Origin of the sequence: Ectothiorhodospira lacustris (assembly GCF_022227845.1) — a bacterium.
Lineage (GTDB): Bacteria > Pseudomonadota > Gammaproteobacteria > Ectothiorhodospirales > Ectothiorhodospiraceae > Ectothiorhodospira > Ectothiorhodospira lacustris.
Genome location: NZ_JAJNQN010000002.1, coordinates 267,208 through 286,929, shown reverse-complemented (window position 1 = coordinate 286,929; position 19,722 = coordinate 267,208). Strand labels below are relative to the sequence as shown.

18 protein-coding genes and 1 pseudogene are annotated in these 19,722 nt (G+C 65.6%); 12 read left to right on the top strand and 7 right to left on the bottom strand.

Annotated elements, in window-relative coordinates; translation table 11 throughout:
- Positions 1 to 2: 2 nt before the first annotated feature.
- Positions 3 to 2,108, top strand: a pseudogene (recG, locus tag LQ956_RS03015) (ATP-dependent DNA helicase RecG); the annotation flags it as partial.
- Positions 2,109 to 2,136: 28 nt separating this feature from the next.
- Here recG and LQ956_RS03010 read toward each other — a convergent pair.
- Complete coding sequence (locus tag LQ956_RS03010; RefSeq protein WP_238629366.1) at positions 2,137 to 2,799, bottom strand: hypothetical protein; 663 nt, start codon at positions 2,797 to 2,799, stop codon at positions 2,137 to 2,139.
- Between the two features lie 236 nt (positions 2,800 to 3,035).
- Between LQ956_RS03010 and LQ956_RS03005 the strand changes: the two genes are divergently transcribed.
- The 6 genes from LQ956_RS03005 (at position 3,036) to msrA (ending at position 9,698) form a co-directional block, all read left to right on the top strand.
- Positions 3,036 to 3,479 carry a DoxX family protein gene (locus LQ956_RS03005; protein WP_238620622.1) on the top strand — a complete coding sequence of 148 codons (444 nt, stop codon included), beginning with the start codon at positions 3,036 to 3,038 and terminating at the stop codon, positions 3,477 to 3,479.
- Between the two features lie 157 nt (positions 3,480 to 3,636).
- The gene (locus LQ956_RS03000; protein ID WP_238620621.1) at positions 3,637 to 4,641 is read left to right on the top strand and encodes a CHAD domain-containing protein; all 1,005 of its coding nucleotides are present in this window, start codon (positions 3,637 to 3,639) and stop codon (positions 4,639 to 4,641) included.
- Between the two features lie 421 nt (positions 4,642 to 5,062).
- The gene (locus LQ956_RS02995) at positions 5,063 to 6,061 is read left to right on the top strand and encodes a TAXI family TRAP transporter solute-binding subunit (protein ID WP_238620620.1); all 999 of its coding nucleotides are present in this window, start codon (positions 5,063 to 5,065) and stop codon (positions 6,059 to 6,061) included.
- 118 nt (positions 6,062 to 6,179) lie between these two features.
- A complete protein-coding gene (locus LQ956_RS02990; protein WP_238629365.1) occupies positions 6,180 to 8,342 on the top strand; it encodes a TRAP transporter permease in 2,163 nt (720 codons plus the stop codon).
- A gap of 94 nt (positions 8,343 to 8,436) precedes the next feature.
- On the top strand, positions 8,437 to 8,961 hold the full coding sequence (locus tag LQ956_RS02985; protein WP_238620618.1) for a hypothetical protein: 525 nt from the start codon (positions 8,437 to 8,439) through the stop codon (positions 8,959 to 8,961).
- Between the two features lie 71 nt (positions 8,962 to 9,032).
- Positions 9,033 to 9,698, top strand: coding sequence for a peptide-methionine (S)-S-oxide reductase MsrA (msrA, locus tag LQ956_RS02980; protein WP_238620617.1), 666 nt, complete (start codon positions 9,033 to 9,035; stop codon positions 9,696 to 9,698).
- Here msrA and LQ956_RS02975 read toward each other — a convergent pair.
- The 6 genes from LQ956_RS02975 to LQ956_RS02950 form a co-directional block, all read right to left on the bottom strand.
- Positions 9,695 to 10,816, bottom strand: coding sequence for a hypothetical protein (locus tag LQ956_RS02975; protein ID WP_238629364.1), 1,122 nt, complete (start codon positions 10,814 to 10,816; stop codon positions 9,695 to 9,697). The genes msrA and LQ956_RS02975 overlap by 4 nt on opposite strands.
- On the bottom strand, positions 10,813 to 11,670 hold the full coding sequence (locus LQ956_RS02970) for a DUF2169 domain-containing protein (protein ID WP_238629363.1): 858 nt from the start codon (positions 11,668 to 11,670) through the stop codon (positions 10,813 to 10,815). Before LQ956_RS02970 ends, LQ956_RS02975 begins: the two co-directional genes overlap by 4 nt.
- Positions 11,663 to 12,787 (bottom strand): hypothetical protein, encoded by a 1,125-nt coding sequence (locus LQ956_RS02965; RefSeq protein ID WP_238629362.1) that lies wholly within the window; start codon positions 12,785 to 12,787, stop codon positions 11,663 to 11,665. The genes LQ956_RS02970 and LQ956_RS02965 overlap by 8 nt, the downstream gene beginning before the upstream one ends.
- Positions 12,788 to 12,796: 9 nt before the next feature.
- Positions 12,797 to 13,249, bottom strand: coding sequence for a hypothetical protein (locus LQ956_RS02960; RefSeq protein ID WP_238620613.1), 453 nt, complete (start codon positions 13,247 to 13,249; stop codon positions 12,797 to 12,799).
- Between the two features lie 78 nt (positions 13,250 to 13,327).
- Entirely contained in the window at positions 13,328 to 14,110 is a 783-nt protein-coding gene (locus LQ956_RS02955) for a gamma-glutamyl-gamma-aminobutyrate hydrolase family protein (RefSeq protein WP_238620612.1), read from the bottom strand.
- Positions 14,111 to 14,112: 2 nt separating this feature from the next.
- Positions 14,113 to 15,111, bottom strand: a complete 999-nt coding sequence (locus LQ956_RS02950) for an amidoligase family protein (protein WP_238620611.1) — start codon at positions 15,109 to 15,111, stop codon at positions 14,113 to 14,115.
- 116 nt (positions 15,112 to 15,227) lie between these two features.
- On the opposite strand from LQ956_RS02950, the gene dapF reads away from it, so the two are divergent.
- The 5 genes from dapF to hslU all read left to right on the top strand — a co-directional run bounded on the left by dapF (position 15,228) and on the right by hslU (position 19,705).
- Positions 15,228 to 16,064, top strand: coding sequence for a diaminopimelate epimerase (gene dapF / locus LQ956_RS02945; RefSeq protein ID WP_238620610.1), 837 nt, complete (start codon positions 15,228 to 15,230; stop codon positions 16,062 to 16,064).
- A complete protein-coding gene (locus LQ956_RS02940) occupies positions 16,061 to 16,774 on the top strand; it encodes a DUF484 family protein (protein ID WP_238620609.1) in 714 nt (237 codons plus the stop codon). Before dapF ends, LQ956_RS02940 begins: the two co-directional genes overlap by 4 nt.
- Positions 16,771 to 17,703 (top strand): tyrosine recombinase XerC, encoded by a 933-nt coding sequence (gene xerC / locus LQ956_RS02935; RefSeq protein ID WP_238629361.1) that lies wholly within the window; start codon positions 16,771 to 16,773, stop codon positions 17,701 to 17,703. Before LQ956_RS02940 ends, xerC begins: the two co-directional genes overlap by 4 nt.
- 78 nt (positions 17,704 to 17,781) lie before the next feature.
- A complete protein-coding gene (hslV, locus tag LQ956_RS02930) occupies positions 17,782 to 18,315 on the top strand; it encodes an ATP-dependent protease subunit HslV (RefSeq protein ID WP_238620607.1) in 534 nt (177 codons plus the stop codon).
- 49 nt (positions 18,316 to 18,364) lie between these two features.
- Complete coding sequence (gene hslU, locus LQ956_RS02925) at positions 18,365 to 19,705, top strand: ATP-dependent protease ATPase subunit HslU (protein ID WP_238620606.1); 1,341 nt, start codon at positions 18,365 to 18,367, stop codon at positions 19,703 to 19,705.
- Positions 19,706 to 19,722: the final 17 nt, after the last annotated feature.

Here is a 19,722-nt window from a genome sequence, read left to right as displayed (position 1 = left end):
GGCCAGGGACATGGCATCATCGGGAAAGGAATCAAGCGGATAGCGTCATGACCGAACCCGTCACCAGTCTCAAGGGCGTCGGCCCGAAACAGGCGGCCCGGCTGGAAAAGCTGGGCATCCACACCCTGACCGACCTGCTGTTCCATCTACCCCTGCGTTACCAGGACCGTACCCGGGTCCTGCCCGTTGCCGGTCTGCGCCCCGGAGACGAGGCAGTGGTGGAAGGGGAGATCGCCCTCACCGAGGTCCAGTCCCGCAGCCGACGCATGCTGATCCTGCGTCTGGCCGACGGCACCGGTGCCCTCAATCTGCGATTTTTCCATTTCTCGGCCGCCCAGCAGCACAACCTGGTGCGCGGGGTGCGGCTGCGCTGCTTTGGCGAAGTGCGTGGCGGTCGGCAGGGGCTGGAGATGGTGCACCCGGAGTACCGGGTAATCCAGGATGACTCGGCTCCGGTGGAGAATTGCCTCACTCCCGTCTATCCCACCACGGAAGGGCTGCATCAGATCAGCCTGCGCCGTCTCACCGACGAGGCCCTGGCCCGCCTGGAACACCTGCCGGACTGGCTACCGCCGGGGGTGCTGGATGCCGCCGGCTTGCCGGATCTGGAATCGGCCCTGCGCACCGTGCATCGGCCACCGCCGGACGTCTCCGTGGCGGCACTGCTGGCGGGCCGTCACCCCGCCCAGCGGCGTCTGGCCTTCGAGGAACTGGTGGCCCATCACTTGAGCCTGTACCGCCTGCGCACCCGCACCACCGCCCGGTCCGCGCCGGTGATACGGGTGGACGGCAATCTGCTCGGCCGGTTGCGACGGTCCCTGCCGTTTGTCCTGACCGGTGCCCAGAACCGGGTGATCCGGGAGCTGGAGCGGGACATGGCGCGGCCCAGTCCCATGCTGCGGCTGGTACAGGGGGACGTGGGTTCGGGCAAGACCCTGGTGGCGGTGGCCGCCTGCCTGCACGCGGTGGAGGCCGGTCATCAGGCCGCGGTGATGGCGCCCACGGAGATCCTGGCGGAACAGCACCACCACAACTTTCGTACCCTGCTGGCACCGCTGGACATCCCAGTGGCCTGGTTCTCCGGTAGGCAGGGGGTACGGCCCCGCCGGGAGGCCCTGGCGGCCCTGGCCGAGGGTACCGCCCGGGTGGCGGTGGGCACCCACGCCCTGTTCCAGGACGAGGTGAGCTTCGAGGACCTGGCCCTGGTGATCGTGGACGAACAGCACCGATTCGGTGTGCATCAGCGCATGGCCCTGCGGGAGAAGGGTGCCCGGGACGGCCGTCTGCCCCATCAGCTGATCATGACCGCCACCCCCATCCCCCGCACCCTGGCCATGACCGCCTACGCCGACCTGGACTATTCGGTCATTGACGAGCTGCCGCCGGGGCGTACCCCGGTGAAGACCGTGGCGGTGAGCGATGCCCGCCGGGCGGAGGTGGTGGAACGCATCCACCATGCCATCGGCCAGGGGCGGCAGGCTTACTGGGTCTGCACCCTGATCGAGGAATCCGAGGCCCTGCAGGCCCAGGCGGCCGAAGACACCTATGCCCAGCTGCAGGAGGCCCTGGCGGGGCTCCGGGTGGGGCTGGTGCATGGGCGCATGAAGCCCCGGGGGAAGGAGGCGGTGATGGCCGCTTTCAAGGCCGGTGAGCTGCAATTGCTGGTGGCCACCACGGTGATCGAGGTGGGGGTGGACGTGCCCAATGCCTCCCTCATGATCATCGAGAATGCCGAGCGTCTGGGCCTGGCCCAGTTGCATCAGTTGCGGGGTCGGGTGGGGCGGGGTACGGCGGAAAGCGCCTGCGTGCTGCTCTACCGCCCCCCTCTGTCGGACACCGCCCAGCGCCGCCTGGAGGCTCTGAGGGCCACCACCGACGGGTTCGAGATTGCCCGTATCGATCTGGAGTTGCGGGGGCCGGGGGAGGTGCTGGGCACCCGGCAGACGGGGATGATGCAGTTTCGCATTGCCGAGATCGTCCGGGATCAGGATCTGCTGGACACGGTGAAGGCGGCGGCGGCCCGGCTGATGCGGGACCACCCCGACCATGTGGAGCCGCTGATCCGGCGCTGGCTGAGCGGGGCGGAGGAATATGGTCGCGTGGGTTGAGGCGATCACCCCCCACGCGACCGGTGGATCAGAAGCGGTAAGATAGGCCCAGGCTCAGGACGGGCCAGTATTTCAGGTCATCGAGTTCGTCCTTGAGGCTGTCTTCTTCACGCTTGAGGTCGTCGTTGAAGGCGTCCTCCAAGGCTGGATCACTGACCTGCCCCCTCAACCGCACATCCGGCGACCCCGTGAACATCACCCCGGCATCCATGGCGAAGGACCAGCGGCTGCCGCGGATGGCGTTGCCGTAGCCGATCCCCACATAGGGGGCAAAGGAGCGCCAGTCGATGGTGGCGTCGAGGCTGGCGTCATACGTGTTATCACCGATGTCCAGACTGCCGTCCGCCTTCCCCTTGAGTTCGTTGCCATTGTGATAGGCCCCGGCGCTCACCCGGAAATTGCCGCCGAAGGGATGCCAGTCCGCCAGCAGGGCCGCGCTGCGCAGCTTCAGGTCACCGTCGTAGTCGATGCCTTCCTCTTCGAAGTCCTTGCTGTAGTCAAAGCCGTACAGGCCGGCCCGCAGGTTTACCCGCTCGCTCAGCACGACCGTGCCTTCCAGGCCCAGGCCGGTGGTCCCCACCTTGGCCGCCATCCCGAAGCGGGAGTCGGCCGCGGCCGTCGTGCCGGCGGCGAGCAGTGCCATGGCCAGGGTGCCGGCCAGGGCGGGGCGGGACATTCCTTGGTTGTGCATGTGTTTCCCCCAAATCTCTTCTTGACTTGTGTGTGCATGGAACGAATCGGTGCAAAATGACACCAAACCCCTTCAGGAACGGATCACGATGTTCAGCGGATCCTTCCTGTCCTTCAGTGTAGTGCCCACGGACCCGGAGGGGGCGGCATTCGTCGGTGATATGCGTCCGTCGGTTCCGCCGCCCCGCCGTTTCGTGGTCAATGCCTTCACAAGATCCAATAAGGAGACTCAGATTCATGCAGTTCAACAGCCAGACCCTGCTTTTCGGCGGTACCACCCCCGCTTCCGCCCTCGCCGATGCGGGCATGACGGTGTTGCGGGTAGCGGCCGGCCTGATGATGGCCTTCGGGCATGGCCTGGACAAATTACCCCCGTCCGCGGGCTTTGTGGGGTTCGTGGAGAGCCTGGGGTTTTCATCCCCCCTGTTCTTTGCCTGGCTGGCGGGATTGGCGGAGGCGGTGGGGGGGCTGTTGCTGGCGGCGGGACTGCTGACCCGGGCTTCGGCGGCCGCCATCCTGGGCGCCATGATGGTGGCGGCCTTCATCGCCCATGGGGGTGACCCGGTCTTTGCCGCGGGTGGTTCCGGCAAGGAGCTGTCTCTGCTCTACGGCGCGGTGATGGTGGCGTTCCTGTTTGCCGGTGCCGGGCGTTTCAGTGTGGACAGCGTGTTTCGGCGGTAATGTCCGTGGCCTGCCCGTTCGCGGGCAGGCCCGCTCCCACAGGAGTCCATGCATAGGGGAGTGCCCTATGGTCGGTCCTTGCCACCGGGTTCATTGAAATGTCATCTACATCGGCGTTAATGGCGGCGCTTATTGACCATTGGATGAACGGTGATTCATGAAAGAAAGTCTGGCGATCCAGCCTGCGGCCCGCGTGGTGCGTGATCTGGCTCGAAAGTATCTCGATCAGGCCGCCCAGGCCGCCCAGCGGCTGTCGGACCCGCAGGATACGGAAGCCCTGCATGATTTTCGCGTGGCTCTGCGGCGATTGCGCAGTCTGCTGGCGGCGCACAAGACCTTCGTGAAGTCCTGGTTACCGAAAAAACTGCGTCGCCGGGTGAAGGAGCTGGCCGCCGGGACGGGTCCGGCCCGGGACACGGAGGTACAGATTGCCTGGATGGAACAGCAGCGCGGCCAGGTGAAATCCCACCAACGGCCCGGCTACCAGTGGATGATGGGACGCCTGGAGCAGCGGCTGCAGGAAGAGTATCAGGATCTGCACGAAACCCTGCCCGATGCCCTTGGGCGCCTGCACAAGCGGATGCATGAGCGGCTGGACCTGATTCGTGATGATGAGAGTCCGCCCTTTGGTGCCGTCACCGCCGCACGGCTGCTGGAGTCTGCGGAGGATTTTCGTCGGCACCTGCTGCGGGTGGCGGGGGATGACGGTGAGGCGGACGAGGCGGTGCATCAGGCCCGTATCAAGGGCAAGCGCCTGCGCTATCTACTGGAGCCGGTGGCGGCGGAACTGGACGGGGGCAAGGAGCTGATCCGTGAACTCAAAGACATGCAGAACCTGATGGGGGAGATCCATGACATTCAGGTTTTTTCCCAGGAGTTGGGTCAGGCCTCCGAGGAGGCCGGGGCCGAGCGGCTGCGACGACTGATCGACCTTTCACTCACGCTGAGTCCCGACCATCCGGACGTGGAAGCCGCCCGCCGTCAGGATGAGAGGGCCGGACTCATGAGCCTGGCCCGGGAGCTTCACGATCGACATGAGCACCTGATGTCCCGGCTGCGGGCGAAGCTCACGGAAGGAGAGGGCGCCCGTTTTCTGGAGCATCTGGCCGCCGCCGTGGCCCAATTGCAGCAAATCAGCGCCAATCCCGCCGCGGATGACTAAGGAATTCGGCGCTTGGGGATGACCCGAATAAGTCATTCCCGCCCAAGCGGAATTCCAGGACGGTGGTAATGCAGCCCTGATCGAATCGCCGTCATTCCCGCGCAAGCGGGAATCCAGTAACAGACTGAAAATCCTGGACTCCCGCATTCGCGAGCGTGGCGGCAAGGGGCTTTTTCAGCGCTTTCCCGGATTGCTTCCCATACAGTTCCGCCATGTCGGGCAAGGTGCTGATGCCGACCGATGTCAACGGAATCTTACTTCAGCGTGAAAATCCTCCTGCGGTCTATGCTATCTTCGGGAACGGGCTTGGCCGGCTGGGACATGGCGGTCTCTCGGGATGGCCCAGAAGATCTCAAACCATCAAGCAAGACATCCCAGGTAGCCCTCGAAGGTTGCCCATACTCCCAGGAGGAGTGTTGCCATGTTGAGAAGTTATTTCCGCTGGGCGGGTGTTGCCGCCCTGAGCTGCATGCTGATGACCGCGGGAGCGGTATCGGCACAGGATCGTACCGGGTGGCCGAATTCGGTCAACATCGGCACGGCATCCCAGGGTGGGACTTACTTCATCTACGGTGCCGGTTGGGGCGGCCTGATTCAGGAAATGGTGGGCGTCAACGCCTCCGCCGAAGTGACCGGCGGTCCGACCCAGAATATGGTGCTGGTGCACCAGGGTCGCCTGGAATTCGGCATGACCACCATGGGTCCGGCCCGCGAAGGCTGGGACGGCGAGCTGGAAGTGGCCCGTGGTCTGCAGACCCGTGATGTCCGCGCCCTCTTTCCCATGTACCAGACCCCCCTGCAGGTGGTGGCGCTGAAGCGCTCCGGTATCAGCAGCATCGCCGATCTGGACGGCAAACGCGTTGGCGTGGGTCCCCGCGGCGGTACCGCCAGCGTGTTCTGGCCTCGTTTCTTCAGTGACCTGGGTCTGAACGTGCGCGTCCGTTACGGCGGCGCCGCCGACCAAGTGGGTCAGGTGCAGGACGGCATGCTGGACGCCTTCGCCTTCGCTGCCGGTGTGCCGATCTCCGCCTTCAGCCAGATCGAGGCCCAGCAGCCGGTGAATATCTTCTCCCTCAATGAGGAAGAGATCGCCAAAATCACCGAGAATCATCCGGTGAGCCGCTTCGTCATCCCTGCCAACACCTATCGCTCCGTGACTGAAGAGCAGCCCACCGTGGCCCTGTGGAACTTCGGTATTGCCAGCAAGAACATGCCGGAGTCCTTCGTCTATGAGGTCATGAAGGCGGTGCTGGACAACAACGATCGCATGGTGACCATCCACCGCTCTGCCGAGGAAACCCTCGCCGAGAACATGGTGCACAACACCTTCATGTGGTTCCACCCGGGTGCGGTGCGCTACTACAAGGAAAAAGGCATTGAGGTGCCCGAGCACCTGATTCCGCCCGAGTACAAGGACTGATCGAGGACTGATCGAGAACCCGGAAAGGTTCACTGCTTTGGGCCGCGCCGAGCGCGGCCCAAAGTGTTTTATCCGGAAAACCGGCTGACTCAACCTGTACGTTCAGAAGATCCTCCCCATGACGAGCTCCGAAAAATCGGGCCCTATTGATGCTGCGTCCCTTGCCGATGCCGAAGAGGGCATGTCATCCCAGCGCAATCTCACCCGCTGGCAAAAGTTGCTGTTGTTCCTCCTTGGTCTGACCTATACCAGTTTCCACCTCCTGGTTCTCAACGTCATCCCGATGGAAACCTGGGCTTTTCGCATCGTCCACGTGGCGGGTGCCCTGGTGATCGGTTTTGCCATCGTGGCTGCCTGTGTGCCGCCGGCAGATCCCCGAAAACGACGATGGGTCCTGGAACTGCTGCCCATGGTGCTCACCGTGGGGTTAGCCCTCTATGCCCTGGTGGCCATGGCCATCGCGATGTATATGAAACTGCGCCTGGGCCACGACACCTACAGTCTGCCTGAGTGGATATTCCACACCTTTAGCTGGGCGCTGTTGGCCAGCGTTGTGCTGGGGATTGTCTTTGCGTGGATGTTCAAGCCCCGTTCCGACCGCATCGGCTGGTATGACTGGTCTCTGATGGCGGGGAGCATCTCGGTCTGTGCCTACCTGCTGTTCAATCTGGATGTCCTGCAGTTCCGCATGGGCGTGATGCCTGCGCAGACCGATTTCTGGGTGGCCACGGCCGGTATCCTGCTGATCCTGGAACTGACCCGGCGGGTGGCCGGCATGGCCTTGGTGGTCATCGCCGGTATCTTCATCCTCTACGGTTTCGTCGGTCCCTGGCTGCCGGGTGTCCTGGAGCACAGCGGCTACGATGCCGACCGTTTCATCACGTACATCTATACGGACAACGGTATTCTCGGCCCCACCACGGCGGTGTCCTCCACCTATATCGTGTTGTTCATCGCCTTTGCCGCCTTCCTGCAGGCCTCAAAGGTGGGTGACTACTTCGTGAACTTCGCCTTTGCCGCCGCCGGTCGTGCCCGCGGTGGTCCGGCCAAGGTGGCGGTGTTTGCCAGTGGTCTGATGGGCATGATCAACGGCACTTCCGCAGGTAACGTGGTGGCCACCGGCTCCCTGACCATCCCCCTCATGAAACGGGTGGGCTACAAGCCTCGCAGTGCCGGTGCCATTGAGGCGGCGGCTTCCACCGGTGGCCAGATCATGCCGCCGGTGATGGGGGCGGGGGCCTTCATCATGGCGGAGGTGACGGGGATTCCCTACACCGACCTGATCATTGCCGCCCTGATCCCGGCCCTGCTGTACTTTGCCTCCGTCTACTTCATGGTGGACATGGAAGCGGCCAAGACCGGCATGAAGGGTCTGCCCTCCAAGGACCTGCCCCAGATCGGCAAGTTGCTGCGGCAGGTCTATCTGTTCGCTCCCATCATCATCCTCATCGGTGCCCTGTTCATGGGGTACTCGGTCATTCGCGCCGGCACGGTGGCCCTGATGAGTGCCGTGGTGGTGAGCTGGCTGACTCCGTTCCGCCTCGGGCTGTTCGGCTCCGCCCGCGCTCTGGAACTGGCGGCCCGGATGTCCATCCAGTTGATTGCCGTCTGTGCCTGCGCCGGGATCATCGTCGGTGTGATCGGCCTGACCGGGGTCGGTCTGCGGTTCTCCTCGCTGCTCCTGGGCGTAGCCGAGAACAGCCAGCTGCTGGCCCTGCTGTTCGCCATGTGCATTTCCGTGCTGCTGGGCATGGGCATGCCCACCACGGCGGCCTATGCCGTGGCGGCATCGGTGGTGGCCCCGGGCTTGATCCAGATGGGCGTGGCCCCGCTGGTGGCGCACTTCTTCGTGTTCTACTTTGCGGTGATGTCCGCCATCACGCCGCCGGTGGCCCTGGCGGCCTATGCGGGGGCAGCCATCGCGGGCTCAGAGCCCATGCGAACCTCGGTGACCGCCTTCAAGGTGGGCCTGGCCGCCTTCATTGTGTCGTTCATCTTCTTCTATCATCCGGCCTTGCTGATGGAAGGCGAATGGACGGAGATTGCCCAGAGCTTTGCCACCGCGATGGTGGGTGTATTCATGCTCGCGGGTGCGGCGCAGGGCTGGTTCTTCGGGGCGGCGGGATGGCCCGTCCGCGTGCTGCTGTTTGCCGGTGCGCTGATGGCCATCTCCGGGGATCTGCTTACCGACCTGCTGGGTCTGGGGCTGGCCGTGGTTCTGTTCCTGTGGCAGCGCAGGATGGCGAAGGGCAAGCCGCCTGAGCCAGCCGTCGACGCCTGAGTCGTTTTGCCAAGGATCGGCCCCCTCCCGGGGGGGCCGATCCTTGGTCACGGAGGAGGCGGTGTTGCGCTGAATCGAAAAAAGGAGGTGCGCGATGGTGGACAGGGCCTATCTGGTGGCCGTGACCGGCAAGCCCATGGAGGGCGTGGATGTGGCCACCGTCAAGGCCAGGTTGGCGACCCTGTTCCGGGTGCCGGAAGCCCGGGTGGAGGGGATGCTGGCCGGCAAGCCGGTGGTGGTCAAGAAAGGGGTGGATGAGGCGACCGCCCGGCGTTATCTTGAACTGCTGCGCGAAGCCGGTGCGACGGCCCGGATCATGGCGTGTGCCGCCGAACCGGCGGCCGATGCGCTGGATGACACCCCTGCTGCGATGATCGGGCTTGCGTCCACCGCCATCCAGGCACCGGAGCTGACCCTGGCGCCGCCGGGGACCGATCTGAGTGACCGGGTGCCGACACCGGACCTGGATGTCGACTTGTCCGGCCTGACCCTGGCTGAGCCCGGGGCGACCCTGGGTGAACCCCGTGATGTGCCCGAGCCACGGATTGATACCCGTCACCTGAGTCTGATTCCAGGCCCGAAGCCAAAGTCAGAACCTGAGTCCCCGGATCCTTTTTGAGTGGCCGCTTGTTTTCCTGAGTAAAAATATCAACTATGATGCGGCATATCCCGTTCCCGAGGTGTGCCGAGATGTTTTCCTTTCTGCGCAAGACCGCCCTACCTGCGCCGGAGCAGGCCCTGCCAGGACGGCAGGAGGCCATGCCGGTACCCGAACACCACCATGTCCTGGGCACCCCCCTCAAGCCCCCTTTTCCCGAGGATATGGAAACGGCCCTGTTTGGCATGGGCTGTTTCTGGGGTGCTGAGCGCCGGTTCTGGGGGCTGGCCGGCGTCTACAGCACGGCGGTGGGCTATGCTGGCGGCTTCACGCCCAACCCCACCTACCGGGAGGTCTGCAGCGGCATGACGGGTCATAACGAAGTGGTTCAGGTGGTCTTTGATCCCGCTCGGATCAGTTATGCCGATCTGCTCAGGACCTTCTGGGAATCCCACGACCCCACCCAAGGCATGCGCCAGGGCAATGACCTGGGCACCCAGTACCGCTCGGGCATCTATACCCATGGCACCCGGCAGGCGGAGCCGGCGGAACACTCCCGGTCCGTGTTCCAGGCGGCCCTCAAGGCCCGCGCCCTGGGCGATATCACCACCGAGATCCTGTCTGCTCCGATCTTCTATTTTGCCGAGGCATATCATCAGCAGTACCTGGCCAAGAATCCCGATGGCTATTGTGGTCTTGGCGGCACCGGGGTGACATGCCCCCGTTGGAACTCCTCTGACCTTGAGCGGGCGGTTTAGGACTCAGGCTGTCCGTGGGCCGGGTCCGCGCACCGGGTCACTTCCAGAATTGCGACACCTCGTTCCTCCGTCAACGGCCGATCCAGGATTGCCACCGACCGCAGCGGCCCGCCGCACCCCCGGGCCGCCAGGCGGCGGGCGGCCTCCATCCAGCCCATGCCCAGCGCCAGTTGCAGCAGGTACTGGGCGGCGCCTGCATGTCCCAGCACGGCCCCCAGGTCCATGATGGGAGGCAGGAGTCCGTCGGGTATGGGATGCTCCGGCCCGGTCGATCCCTCGGGGGGGTGGGTATTCCTTAGCGGCCAGACCCTGGCGTGGCAACCGTACCATTCCATGGCGGCATGCCTGTCCGGATTGCCCGGCAGGACCACGCCGTCCAGTGCGAAGGCATCCAGGCTTGCCTGTTCCAGGCTGCTGTGCAGGGCCATGGCCCAGGCCAGAAATTCGCCACCCTCGGGATCGACATCGCGGGGCTCGGGGCATGTATCCCAGGCACGGACCTGGTGACCACCCGCAGACAGGGAGACGGGCATGAAGACCGCCGCTTCTCCCGGCACCAGGCCATCGGCTTCGTCCCAGGCCGGTGTTCTGCCTGCTGCCGGGAGCGCCGACAGCATCTCCGGTATCAACAGGCTGTCCACGCAACCCAGTACCCAGTGATGGTCCGGTTCCTGGTGCAGTGCTGCCAGTGCCCTGTCCATGAGGCCTACGGCGGAACCTTCCAGTAACACGATCTGCAGCCGGGTTCGCGGGTGCCGGAGTGCCGCCTTGCCCATCCAGTCCCAGATCCGTTCCGGCGCCAGCCAGGGATGCTCCAGGGTGTCGGGTCGGCAGGGCCAGAGCACCGTGCAGTCCGCCGGCAAGGGATCTTGCAGCGCGTGCGCCAGCATCCGCCGGACACGGTCACGGCTGTCCGGCATGCCCTCAAGGGCCGGAGATACCCGTATGCGTCCCCGGGGGTGATCCCCCCCGGCCATGAGTGCCGCCAGGTGATCGGAAAACTGCTGTGTCCCCATCCCGGCCCGTGCCGCCGCCCACAAAGCCAGGTGATCTCCACCGGCGGCCGTCCACAGGCGAGGGGTGTGCAGTCGCAGGTAAAGGTGCTGGGGCTTGCTCATGCTGCGGGCGTCCGGTGCAGGGGATGGTCCCGATGTCCCACCAGGATCCAGCCCCGGCCGCCATCGACGGCATCGGCAGGTATCCCGGCCCGGTGAATGTGATGCACCAGGCCGGCATCCCCGTCCAGCCAGAGGGTGTCGCAGACCGGGGTCAGGGGCTTCATGCTCCGACCTCGAACCCACCATGCACCGATGGTCTCGGCCGTCAGCCTGAGTCTGAAGTGCTCGGATTCCGTACCGTCCGGGATCGGTTGCAGCGTCAGGGTTTCATGGCCCGTAAGGGGTTGCGCCAGTCGTTGATCGAGCGGTGCCTGATTGAAGGTATCGGCGGGCAGAGGTCCCTGAAAGGGCAGGGTCATGAGTCGGGTCGGCAGGGGTGTCAGTCCGAGCAGCGTCCGGGTCTGAGGGGCGGCGTGGCCGGGCACGGGACCCGGCCCCGGGGCGTGCGATGCATGCCCGGTCCAGGGGCGTAGCCAGTCACGGCGCCGGGACTCCGGCCGCTGTCGGTGCAGGGTCTTGTCCAGCAGTACCCGGCCTTCACGGCTCAGGAGCAGCCTCAGCGCGCGTGCGCCCCTGCCACCCAGGAGTCCGTCCAGGCCGGTGATCAGGACATCGGTCCCCTGTTTGAAGGGGACGGCCTCCGTGGCCCGCAGCAGGGGGCTGTCGCCCGGCTCACCCTGATAGGTGTCGGCGGTGATCAGCGGGGCAGGGGGATGCAGGGGTTCCGGCTCTTCCCGTGAAGAAAAAAACCGGTGAGTACGCTTGATGACCAGGGTATACCGGCCCTTTCCGTCGCGGTCCCAGCCGGGGAACAGGCCTGCGGCCCAGGGACTGTGGTTGCACAGTTCAAGCATGGGGGCGGACCTGTCTCAGGGTCTGTCGCCGCCGATCCTGCCAGCCATCCTGTGGCATGCCTACGGGGCGGCCCAGGCCCAGCGACAGCAGCAGCTGCGGGCCGTCCAGCGCCTGTCCGGTATGGTCTTCGAGCCAGTCCAGCAGCTTCCCATGGCTGCGTGGCCGCCCCTGCCACAATGGGTGCGCGGCCAGTCCGGCGCGGTGGACCTGTCGCCACCAGGCCATGGCTTGAGCATGGGGAGACGGTGTGGACAGGGGGCGCGGACCTTGGGTCCCGGGTAGTGTCAGGCCGCTTAGCGCCTCGAAGGCCGGCAACGCGTGGGGCAGGGTCCGGGGATCGGCAAGGGCGCTGATCAGGGCTTCCGTGGCGGTACGGGTCCCGTGCAGCGCCAGCCCCCAGGCGGCGGCCGGGTGTTCGGGCAGGGCCTCCAGCAGTCGAGGCAGGACCTGCGGCAGACCGCCGGCTCCCAGCAGATGCAGTCCCGGGGTGGATCCGGCCAGCACCGCCGCGTGAGCCTTCACCAGCGACGGTGCAAGCAGGCCCCGAATCAGACCGCCGCGCAGTTGCCAGCAAAGGGCTTCGGGCGGCAGACTCGTATCCAGGTTCCTGAACCAGGTCTCCGGTGCCCATGGGGCGTCGGCGCCCCAGCGCAGGGCCGCCAGGGCCTCATCAGGATCCTCAGGGGCGCGGGCCGGGCAGAGTTCCGGGGCGGGTGTAACCAGGTGTGCGGCCACCCGCCAACGCCGGTGACTGAGGGGCGGACATGCCGCCAGGGCCTCAAGCCAGGGGCGAGGTTGTTCCGGCGGTAGGTGTTCCAGAAGCCAGCCCCAGGGATGCCCGGGATGATCCAGCAATGACCGACAGACTTCGTCCGGTGCGGGCGGCCACCGGGAGAGCCAGCGGGCGGCGCAGCGGGTGAAGTGGGCCTGGTCGCCGTGATCGTCCGGGCAAACCGACGACGGGTCCTGTGCCAGCAGCATCCAGTGGGCCAGCAGACGCCGCTCCAGACGGGCCAGGGGCGTGGCCGGGGTGCAGGCCAGGGCACGGTAATGGCGCAGCATCCGGTAGCACTGGCCGGCCAGCCGTTCATGGTCATGCCAAAGGGGGCAAGCCATGGTGATGACTCAGTTGAAATGAATGCGGGCCGCGAGGAAGTGCATCACCCGCGCCATGATGCCGTGCAGCTCCCGCCCGCGCATCTCCATGCGTCCTTCCGGGTCGAGACTGATGGAGGCGGCGCCGCAGCGTAGGTAGAGACCCTGTTCCGCACGCAGATGGACCCGACCGTCCCGTTCCGTGAGCCCGGTACAGGGGGGGGCTTCACCATGACGCCGCAGGCGGTCGAGGACGATGGGGCCGGTGGTGGTCTGGGTCAGGACCAGGACCCGGTCCCCCGGCCGTAGGGCGGGTACGCCCTGCGCATGGGCCATGGGGGCCAGGGTGGCGCCGTCCGGACATTCCACCCAGCGGGCTTCACCGGACTGGGCCTCCAGGACCCGGGCGAGAATGAAGGGGCCGACCGGCTCCATCGTGGCCGGCACCATCGGCCGGGTGGGGTTCACCTGAGCTGCCTCCATGGCATCTTCTCCCTGTGATGACGGTCATGCCGCCGAATACATCCATGGGTTCAATCTTGGACCCGGTGCCGGCCAAGATCAAGGGCCGCCGGCCCCGGCGGCTGCCACCAACCCCCGGAACAGGGCCTGATGCCGGTCCTTGTGGGGCAGGAACTCCGGGTGCCACTGTACCCCGATCAGCATCGGCTCGCCTCCGACCTCAATGGCCTGGACCACGCCGCTGGGTTCCCGGGCGGCGATGATGACCCCTGTTCCCAGCCGATCCACCGCCTGATTGTGCAGGGCATTCACCGCCAGAGGGGTTGGACCCGCCAGCTGTGCCAGGCGGCAACCCGGCTCCAGGACCACCTGTTTGCGGGGCAGGATGCTGCGCACCTGCGGGCACTCCTGGTAGAAACCGCTCAGTTCCTGGTGCAGCGTGCCGCCATGGACCACATTCAGCAGCTGCATGCCTCGGCAGATGCCCAGCAGCGGCAGGCCGCGCTCGCGGGCCATTCGGATCAGGGCTTCTTCCAGCCGGTCTCGGCCCTGATCTTCGCCTTCCAGACGGGTGAACAGGGTTCGCCGCAGCAGCCACAGCAGGGGATAGAGGACGAACCCCAGTAGTCGCTGTCGTCCCCTGCGTTCAGTGGCCTCGATTTCCTTCATCAGACTCAGCGGATCCTGACCGTAAAGGCCCGGATCCACGTCGGCGCCGCCGCCGATCACCAGGCCATCCAGCTCGCTGCCGTCATGGGGACGGGTGGGGGTGATCCGCACCGGTCGGCCGCCGGCGCGCAGGATGCACCATGCGGTCATCAGCCAGGCTGCCATGCCCCCTTGGTCGGGACCAGTGACGCCGATGCGTGGTTTTCGTGCCATGTTTACCTCCTCAGCCAGTCGCTCACCTGGGTGGCCCAGCGGCGCCCCTTATCCGCCAGGGTTTCATCCGGTCGGTCCAGGTACGCCCGGGCCACGGCCATGAGTCGCTGCGGATCTGCCGCCAGACGTTCCACCGCCACCCAGCCGTTCCAGGGCATGCTTAGGTTCCAGTCCGGCTCGTCGATCCGGCAGTCCGGCAGGCGATAATGGAAGGTGGGCCGGGGCCGGATCAGGTGGTGTTCCACCGGTGCGGCCTCGATCCGCCCTGGGGACAGATGGGCGAACAGGGGGAGCATGTCCAGGGGACGGTTGCGGGTGGGGTTGTCCGTGAGGTAATCGTCGATGAGCTGTTCAAGATCCGGGGCATAGTCCGGCCGTAGGATGCGTTGCCCCCATTTCGCCGGAAACGGTTCCACGAAAGGCGTCAGGCGTCGGGAGAGGTCGGTCTGTGCCTCTTCCAGCAGCCAGTCATTAAGCAGCAGGAAGGCCTGCAGGTGTCGCAGGATATAGTCTGCATCATGCCGGGCCAGTTCCAGATTGAGCTGCAGGCCGAAGGCATAGACCAGGGAGGCGTGTGTGCCCTTGGCCCCGGCCGCCTGCAGACGTGCCCGCAGGTGGTCCAGTTCCGGCAGGGTATCGTGGGGGATGGGCGGGGCGACCACCTCGTGAGGGACGATGAGGCCCGCCACCCCGGCCAGGGTGTGTTCCAGGGTGCCGGGTTCCGCGTCCCGATCCACCGACACACCCATGTTTTCCAGATAATCCAGATATTCACGGCGCTTGAGCAGGCTGCTGTCCAGCTCCAGCTGGAAGTCGCCGAGGCGGGTACCGGTGATCTCATGCTCGAACGGGGAATGGCGGTGCTGTTTGCCGCCGAAACAGTCGATGATGATCGCGGCGATGGCATCCAGAGAGATGTCGGCCATCTCCAGTTCGACACCGACCCGGCGCAGACTGCCGTCCGGGGTCTGGCGGTGAGGCAGGGGGGCGAATGCAGTCATGGGAAACTCCCTCGATCCGGGCCTTTTTACAGGGTGACAAAATTGAGGGCGGGCGTCACCTTTTTGCCCTGCTCAAGTGCTTCCCAGCAGCCCGACAAGCCTTTAATCTCACCACCATGATGATCCGATTCACGAAAATGCATGGCCTGGGCAACGACTTTGTCGTCATCGATGGTGTGCGCCAGCAGGTCAGTCTCACGCCGGACCACGTCCGGTTCCTGGCCCATCGACGTCTGGGCGTAGGCTGCGATCAGGTGCTGATGGTGGAACCGCCGTCCGATCCGGGCCGGGCGGCCTTCCGCTACCGCATCTTCAATGCCGATGGCAACGAGGTGGAGCAGTGCGGCAACGGCGCCCGCTGCTTTGCCGTGTTTGTCCGGGACCAGGGGTTGACCCGGGAGACTCGGGTTCCCGTGGAGACCGCCGCAGGAATCATTACCCTGCAGGTGGAGGCGGACGGGCAGGTGACCGTGGATATGGGCCCCCCGCGGCTGGCGCCCTGGGAGATCCCCTTCGAGGCCGACAAGGCGGCGCCCTGGTACAGCCTGGCAGTGAATGATCAGACCCTGGAAATCGGCGCCGTCTCCATGGGCAATCCCCACGCGGTGCTGCGGGTGGATAACGTGCAGACCGCAGCGGTGGCCCGGCTGGGGCCAGCCATTGAGGGACATCCCCGATTTCCCCGGCGAGTGAATGCCGGTTTCATGGAGGTGGTGTCTCCCACCCATGTTCGCCTGCGGGTCTACGAGCGTGGTGCCGGTGAGACCCTGGCCTGCGGCACTGGCGCCTGTGCCGCAGTCGTGGCCGGTCGTATCCAGGGTCTGCTGGAGGCCCGGGTGGACGTGGATCTGCCGGGCGGCCGGCTTGTGATACAGTGGGCGGGTCGCGAAGACGACCCGGTCTTCATGACCGGTCCCGCCACCTCGGTCTTTACGGGTACCATCGAACTATGAGCATATCCGACAAGGGGGCTCTCGCGAGCGAGGCCCTGTCCGACGAGACCCTGTCCGAAGCGGTCGTTGAGTCCTATCTGATGGCCCGTCCTGATTTCTTCGAACGTCACCTTGCCCTGCTGGAGGTGATGCGTGTACCCCACCCCTGCGGGGACGCGGTCTCCCTGATCGAGCGTCAGATCGGGCTGCTGCGGGAGCGTAACCGGGGGTTGGAGCGCAAACTCATGGACCTGGTGCAGGTGGCGCGGGAAAACGAGCGCCTGAGTCAGCGCCTGCATCAGCTGGCCCTGGGGCTCATGGAGGCGGACAGCCTGGATGCGGTGCTGGCCACCACCCAAGAGCAGTTGCGCAACGAATTCCGGGCCGATGCGGTGGTGGTGCGCCTGTGCGGTGATCCGCAGAAGGGCCTGCACTTCACGGCCTCCGATGATGCGGCCATGCGCAGCTTCGACAAGCTGTTCGAGACCCGTCGTCCCCTGTGCGGACGCCTGTCCGCTGTCCAGTTCAAGGCCCTGTTCCCCGAGGATGAGGATCTGTCCCTGCAGTCCGCCGTTGCCGTACCCCTGATGGAGGGTACCCGCCCCCTGGGCGTGCTGGGACTGGGCAGTCAGGATGGCGCCCGCTTCCATCCCGGCATGGGTACCCTGTTCCTGGATTATCTGGGCGAGATCCTCTCCCATGCAGTGGGCCATCGTTTGGCCACGGGATGAACGCCCCCGAGGCCGCCCTGACGGATCGCCGTATCCAGGCCTATCTGGGCCATCTGGCCCGTGAGCGGGCCTATTCCCCCCATACGGTGAGCAATTATCGCCGGGACCTCATGGTGCTGCGGGGGCATGTCCCTTTCCGCAGTGCCGAGCCGGACTCGGACTGGTCCCACGTGACCGTCCATGACATTCGTGCCCTGGTGGCGGCCCGCCATCGGGCCGGGGCCTCCGGGCGCAGTCTGCAGCGGCTGCTGTCCTCTGTGCGGGGGTTCTTTAATTACCTCATCCGCGAAGGTGTGGTGGGGGCCAATCCGGCCCAGGGGGTGAGGGCGCCCAAGACCCCTCGCAAGCTGCCCGAGGTGCTGGACGTGGAGGAAGTCGGACGGTTGGTGGAGATTCCCGGCGACAGCCTGCCGGCGCTACGGGATCGGGCAATTCTGGAGCTGTTCTATTCCTCGGGGCTGCGGCTGTCGGAGCTGACCTCTCTGGACTGCACCCAGCTGGATCTGGCCGACGGCATGGTGCGGGTACTGGGCAAGGGCCGCAAGGTGCGCCAGGTGCCGGTGGGCCGCAAGGCCCGGGAGGCGCTGGCGGCGTGGTTGCGGGTACGTGCCCAGTGGGCCGCGGTGGACGAGCCGGCGCTGTTCGTGGCCCGCCATGGACGGCGCCTGACCCCTCGCGCCATTCAGAAGCGCATGGCCCGCCGTGCCCTGGCTCAGGGGCTGGAGCGGCATGTGCATCCTCACCTGCTGCGCCACTCCTTTGCCAGCCACATGCTGGAGTCGTCCCAGGATCTGCGGGCGGTGCAGGAACTGCTGGGGCATGCGGACATCGGTACCACGCAGATCTACACCCATCTGGATTACCAGCACCTGGCCCAGGTCTATGATGCCGCCCATCCCCGGGCGCGGCGCCAAAAGCAAAACTCCTGACCGGCCGTCTCCCCTCGCGCCCGAGTTCCGTTACAATGCCCCCTCAGTCGTCGGCATCAAGACGTGAGGAGTTTCCCCTTGGAACAGTTCCGCGGTACCACCATCGTCTCCGTGCGCCGTAATGGGCAGGTCGCCCTCGGTGGGGATGGTCAGGTCTCTCTGGGCAATACCATCATGAAGGGCAATGCCCGCAAGGTCCGTCGCCTGCACCATGATCGGGTGGTGGCCGGTTTTGCCGGGGGCACCGCCGATGCCTTCACCCTGTTCGAGCGTTTCGAGGGCAAGCTGGAAAAATACAGCGGCAACCTGCTGCGGGCCGCCGTGGAACTGGCCAAGGACTGGCGCACCGAGCGTTCCCTGCGTCGTCTGGAAGCCCTGCTGGCGGTGGCCGACAGGGACAACTCCCTGATCATTTCCGGCAATGGTGACGTGATCGAGCCGGAAGACGGCATCATCGCCATCGGCTCCGGCGGCCCGTTCGCCCAGTCCGCTGCCCGTGCCCTGTACGAGAATACCCAGCTGTCGGCCCGGGAGATCACTGAAAAGTCTCTCAGCATCGCCGCCGATATCTGCATCTACACCAATCATCACCTGACCATCGAGGAGCTGTGATCAGGCCCCGTCCGATCACAGCCCCTTTGTCAGCGTAAAGAGATGTGCCATGACTGAAATGACCCCCCGCGAAATCGTTCAGGAACTGGACCGTTTCATCGTCGGTCAGGATGCCGCCAAGAAGGCAGTGGCCATTGCCCTGCGCAACCGCTGGCGCCGCCAGCAGCTGCCCGCGGCCCTGGCCCGTGAGGTCACCCCCAAGAACATCCTCATGATCGGCCCCACCGGCGTGGGCAAGACCGAGATCGCCCGCCGTCTGGCCCGCCTGGCCAATGCCCCTTTCATCAAGGTGGAGGCCACCAAGTTCACCGAGGTGGGCTACGTGGGCCGGGACGTGGAATCCATCATTCGCGACCTGGTGGACGCCGCCGTGAAGATGCTGCGGGAGCAGGAGATGGACAAGATGCGCCACCGGGCCGAGGAGGCCGCCGAGGAACGCATCCTGGACGCCCTGCTGCCGCCGCCGCGCGGCAGCGGCGGCTTCATGGCCGACGACACCCCGTCTCGCGGTGCCGATTCCGAGACCCGGCAGAAATTCCGCAAACGCCTGCGGGAAGGCAAGCTGGACGACAAGGAGATCGAGATCCAGGTCCAGGCCCTGCCGCCGGGGGTGGAGATCATGACCCCGCCGGGGATGGAAGACATGGCCAACCAGCTGCAAGGCCTGTTCCAGAACCTGGGCGGGCAGCGTACCCGCACCCGCAAGCTCAAGATCGCCGAGGCCTTCAAGCTCATCACCGACGAGGAGGCCGCCCGTCTGGTGAATGAGGACGACATCAAGCTGCGGGCCGTCTCCCATGTGGAGCAGAACGGCATCGTCTTCCTCGACGAGATCGACAAGGTGGTGCGCCGCGGTGAATACAGCGGTGCCGACGTCTCCCGGGAAGGGGTGCAGCGGGACCTTTTGCCCCTGGTGGAAGGCTGCACCGTCTCCACCAAGTTCGGTTCAGTGCATACCGACCACATCCTGTTCATCGCCTCCGGTGCCTTCCATCTGGCCAAGCCCTCGGACCTGATTCCGGAGCTGCAGGGGCGCCTGCCCATCCGGGTGGAGCTGGAGGCCCTCACCACCGAGGACTTCGTGCGCATCCTCACCGAGCCCCGTGCCTCCCTCACCGAGCAGTATGCGGCCCTGCTGGCTACCGAGGGTGTCACCGTGGAATTCACCGAGGACGGTGTGCGCCGTCTGGGCGAGATCGCCTTCCAGGTGAACGAGCGTACCGAAAACATCGGTGCCCGCCGCCTGCACACGGTGATCGAGCGGGTGCTGGAGAAGATCTCCTTCGAGGCCCCGGACTGCAGCAGCCCCCTGGTCATCGATGCCGCCTATGTGAGTGAGCGCCTGGGTGAACTGGTGCAGGACGAGGATCTGAGCCGCTATATCCTGTGACGACCGCGGGAGGCACG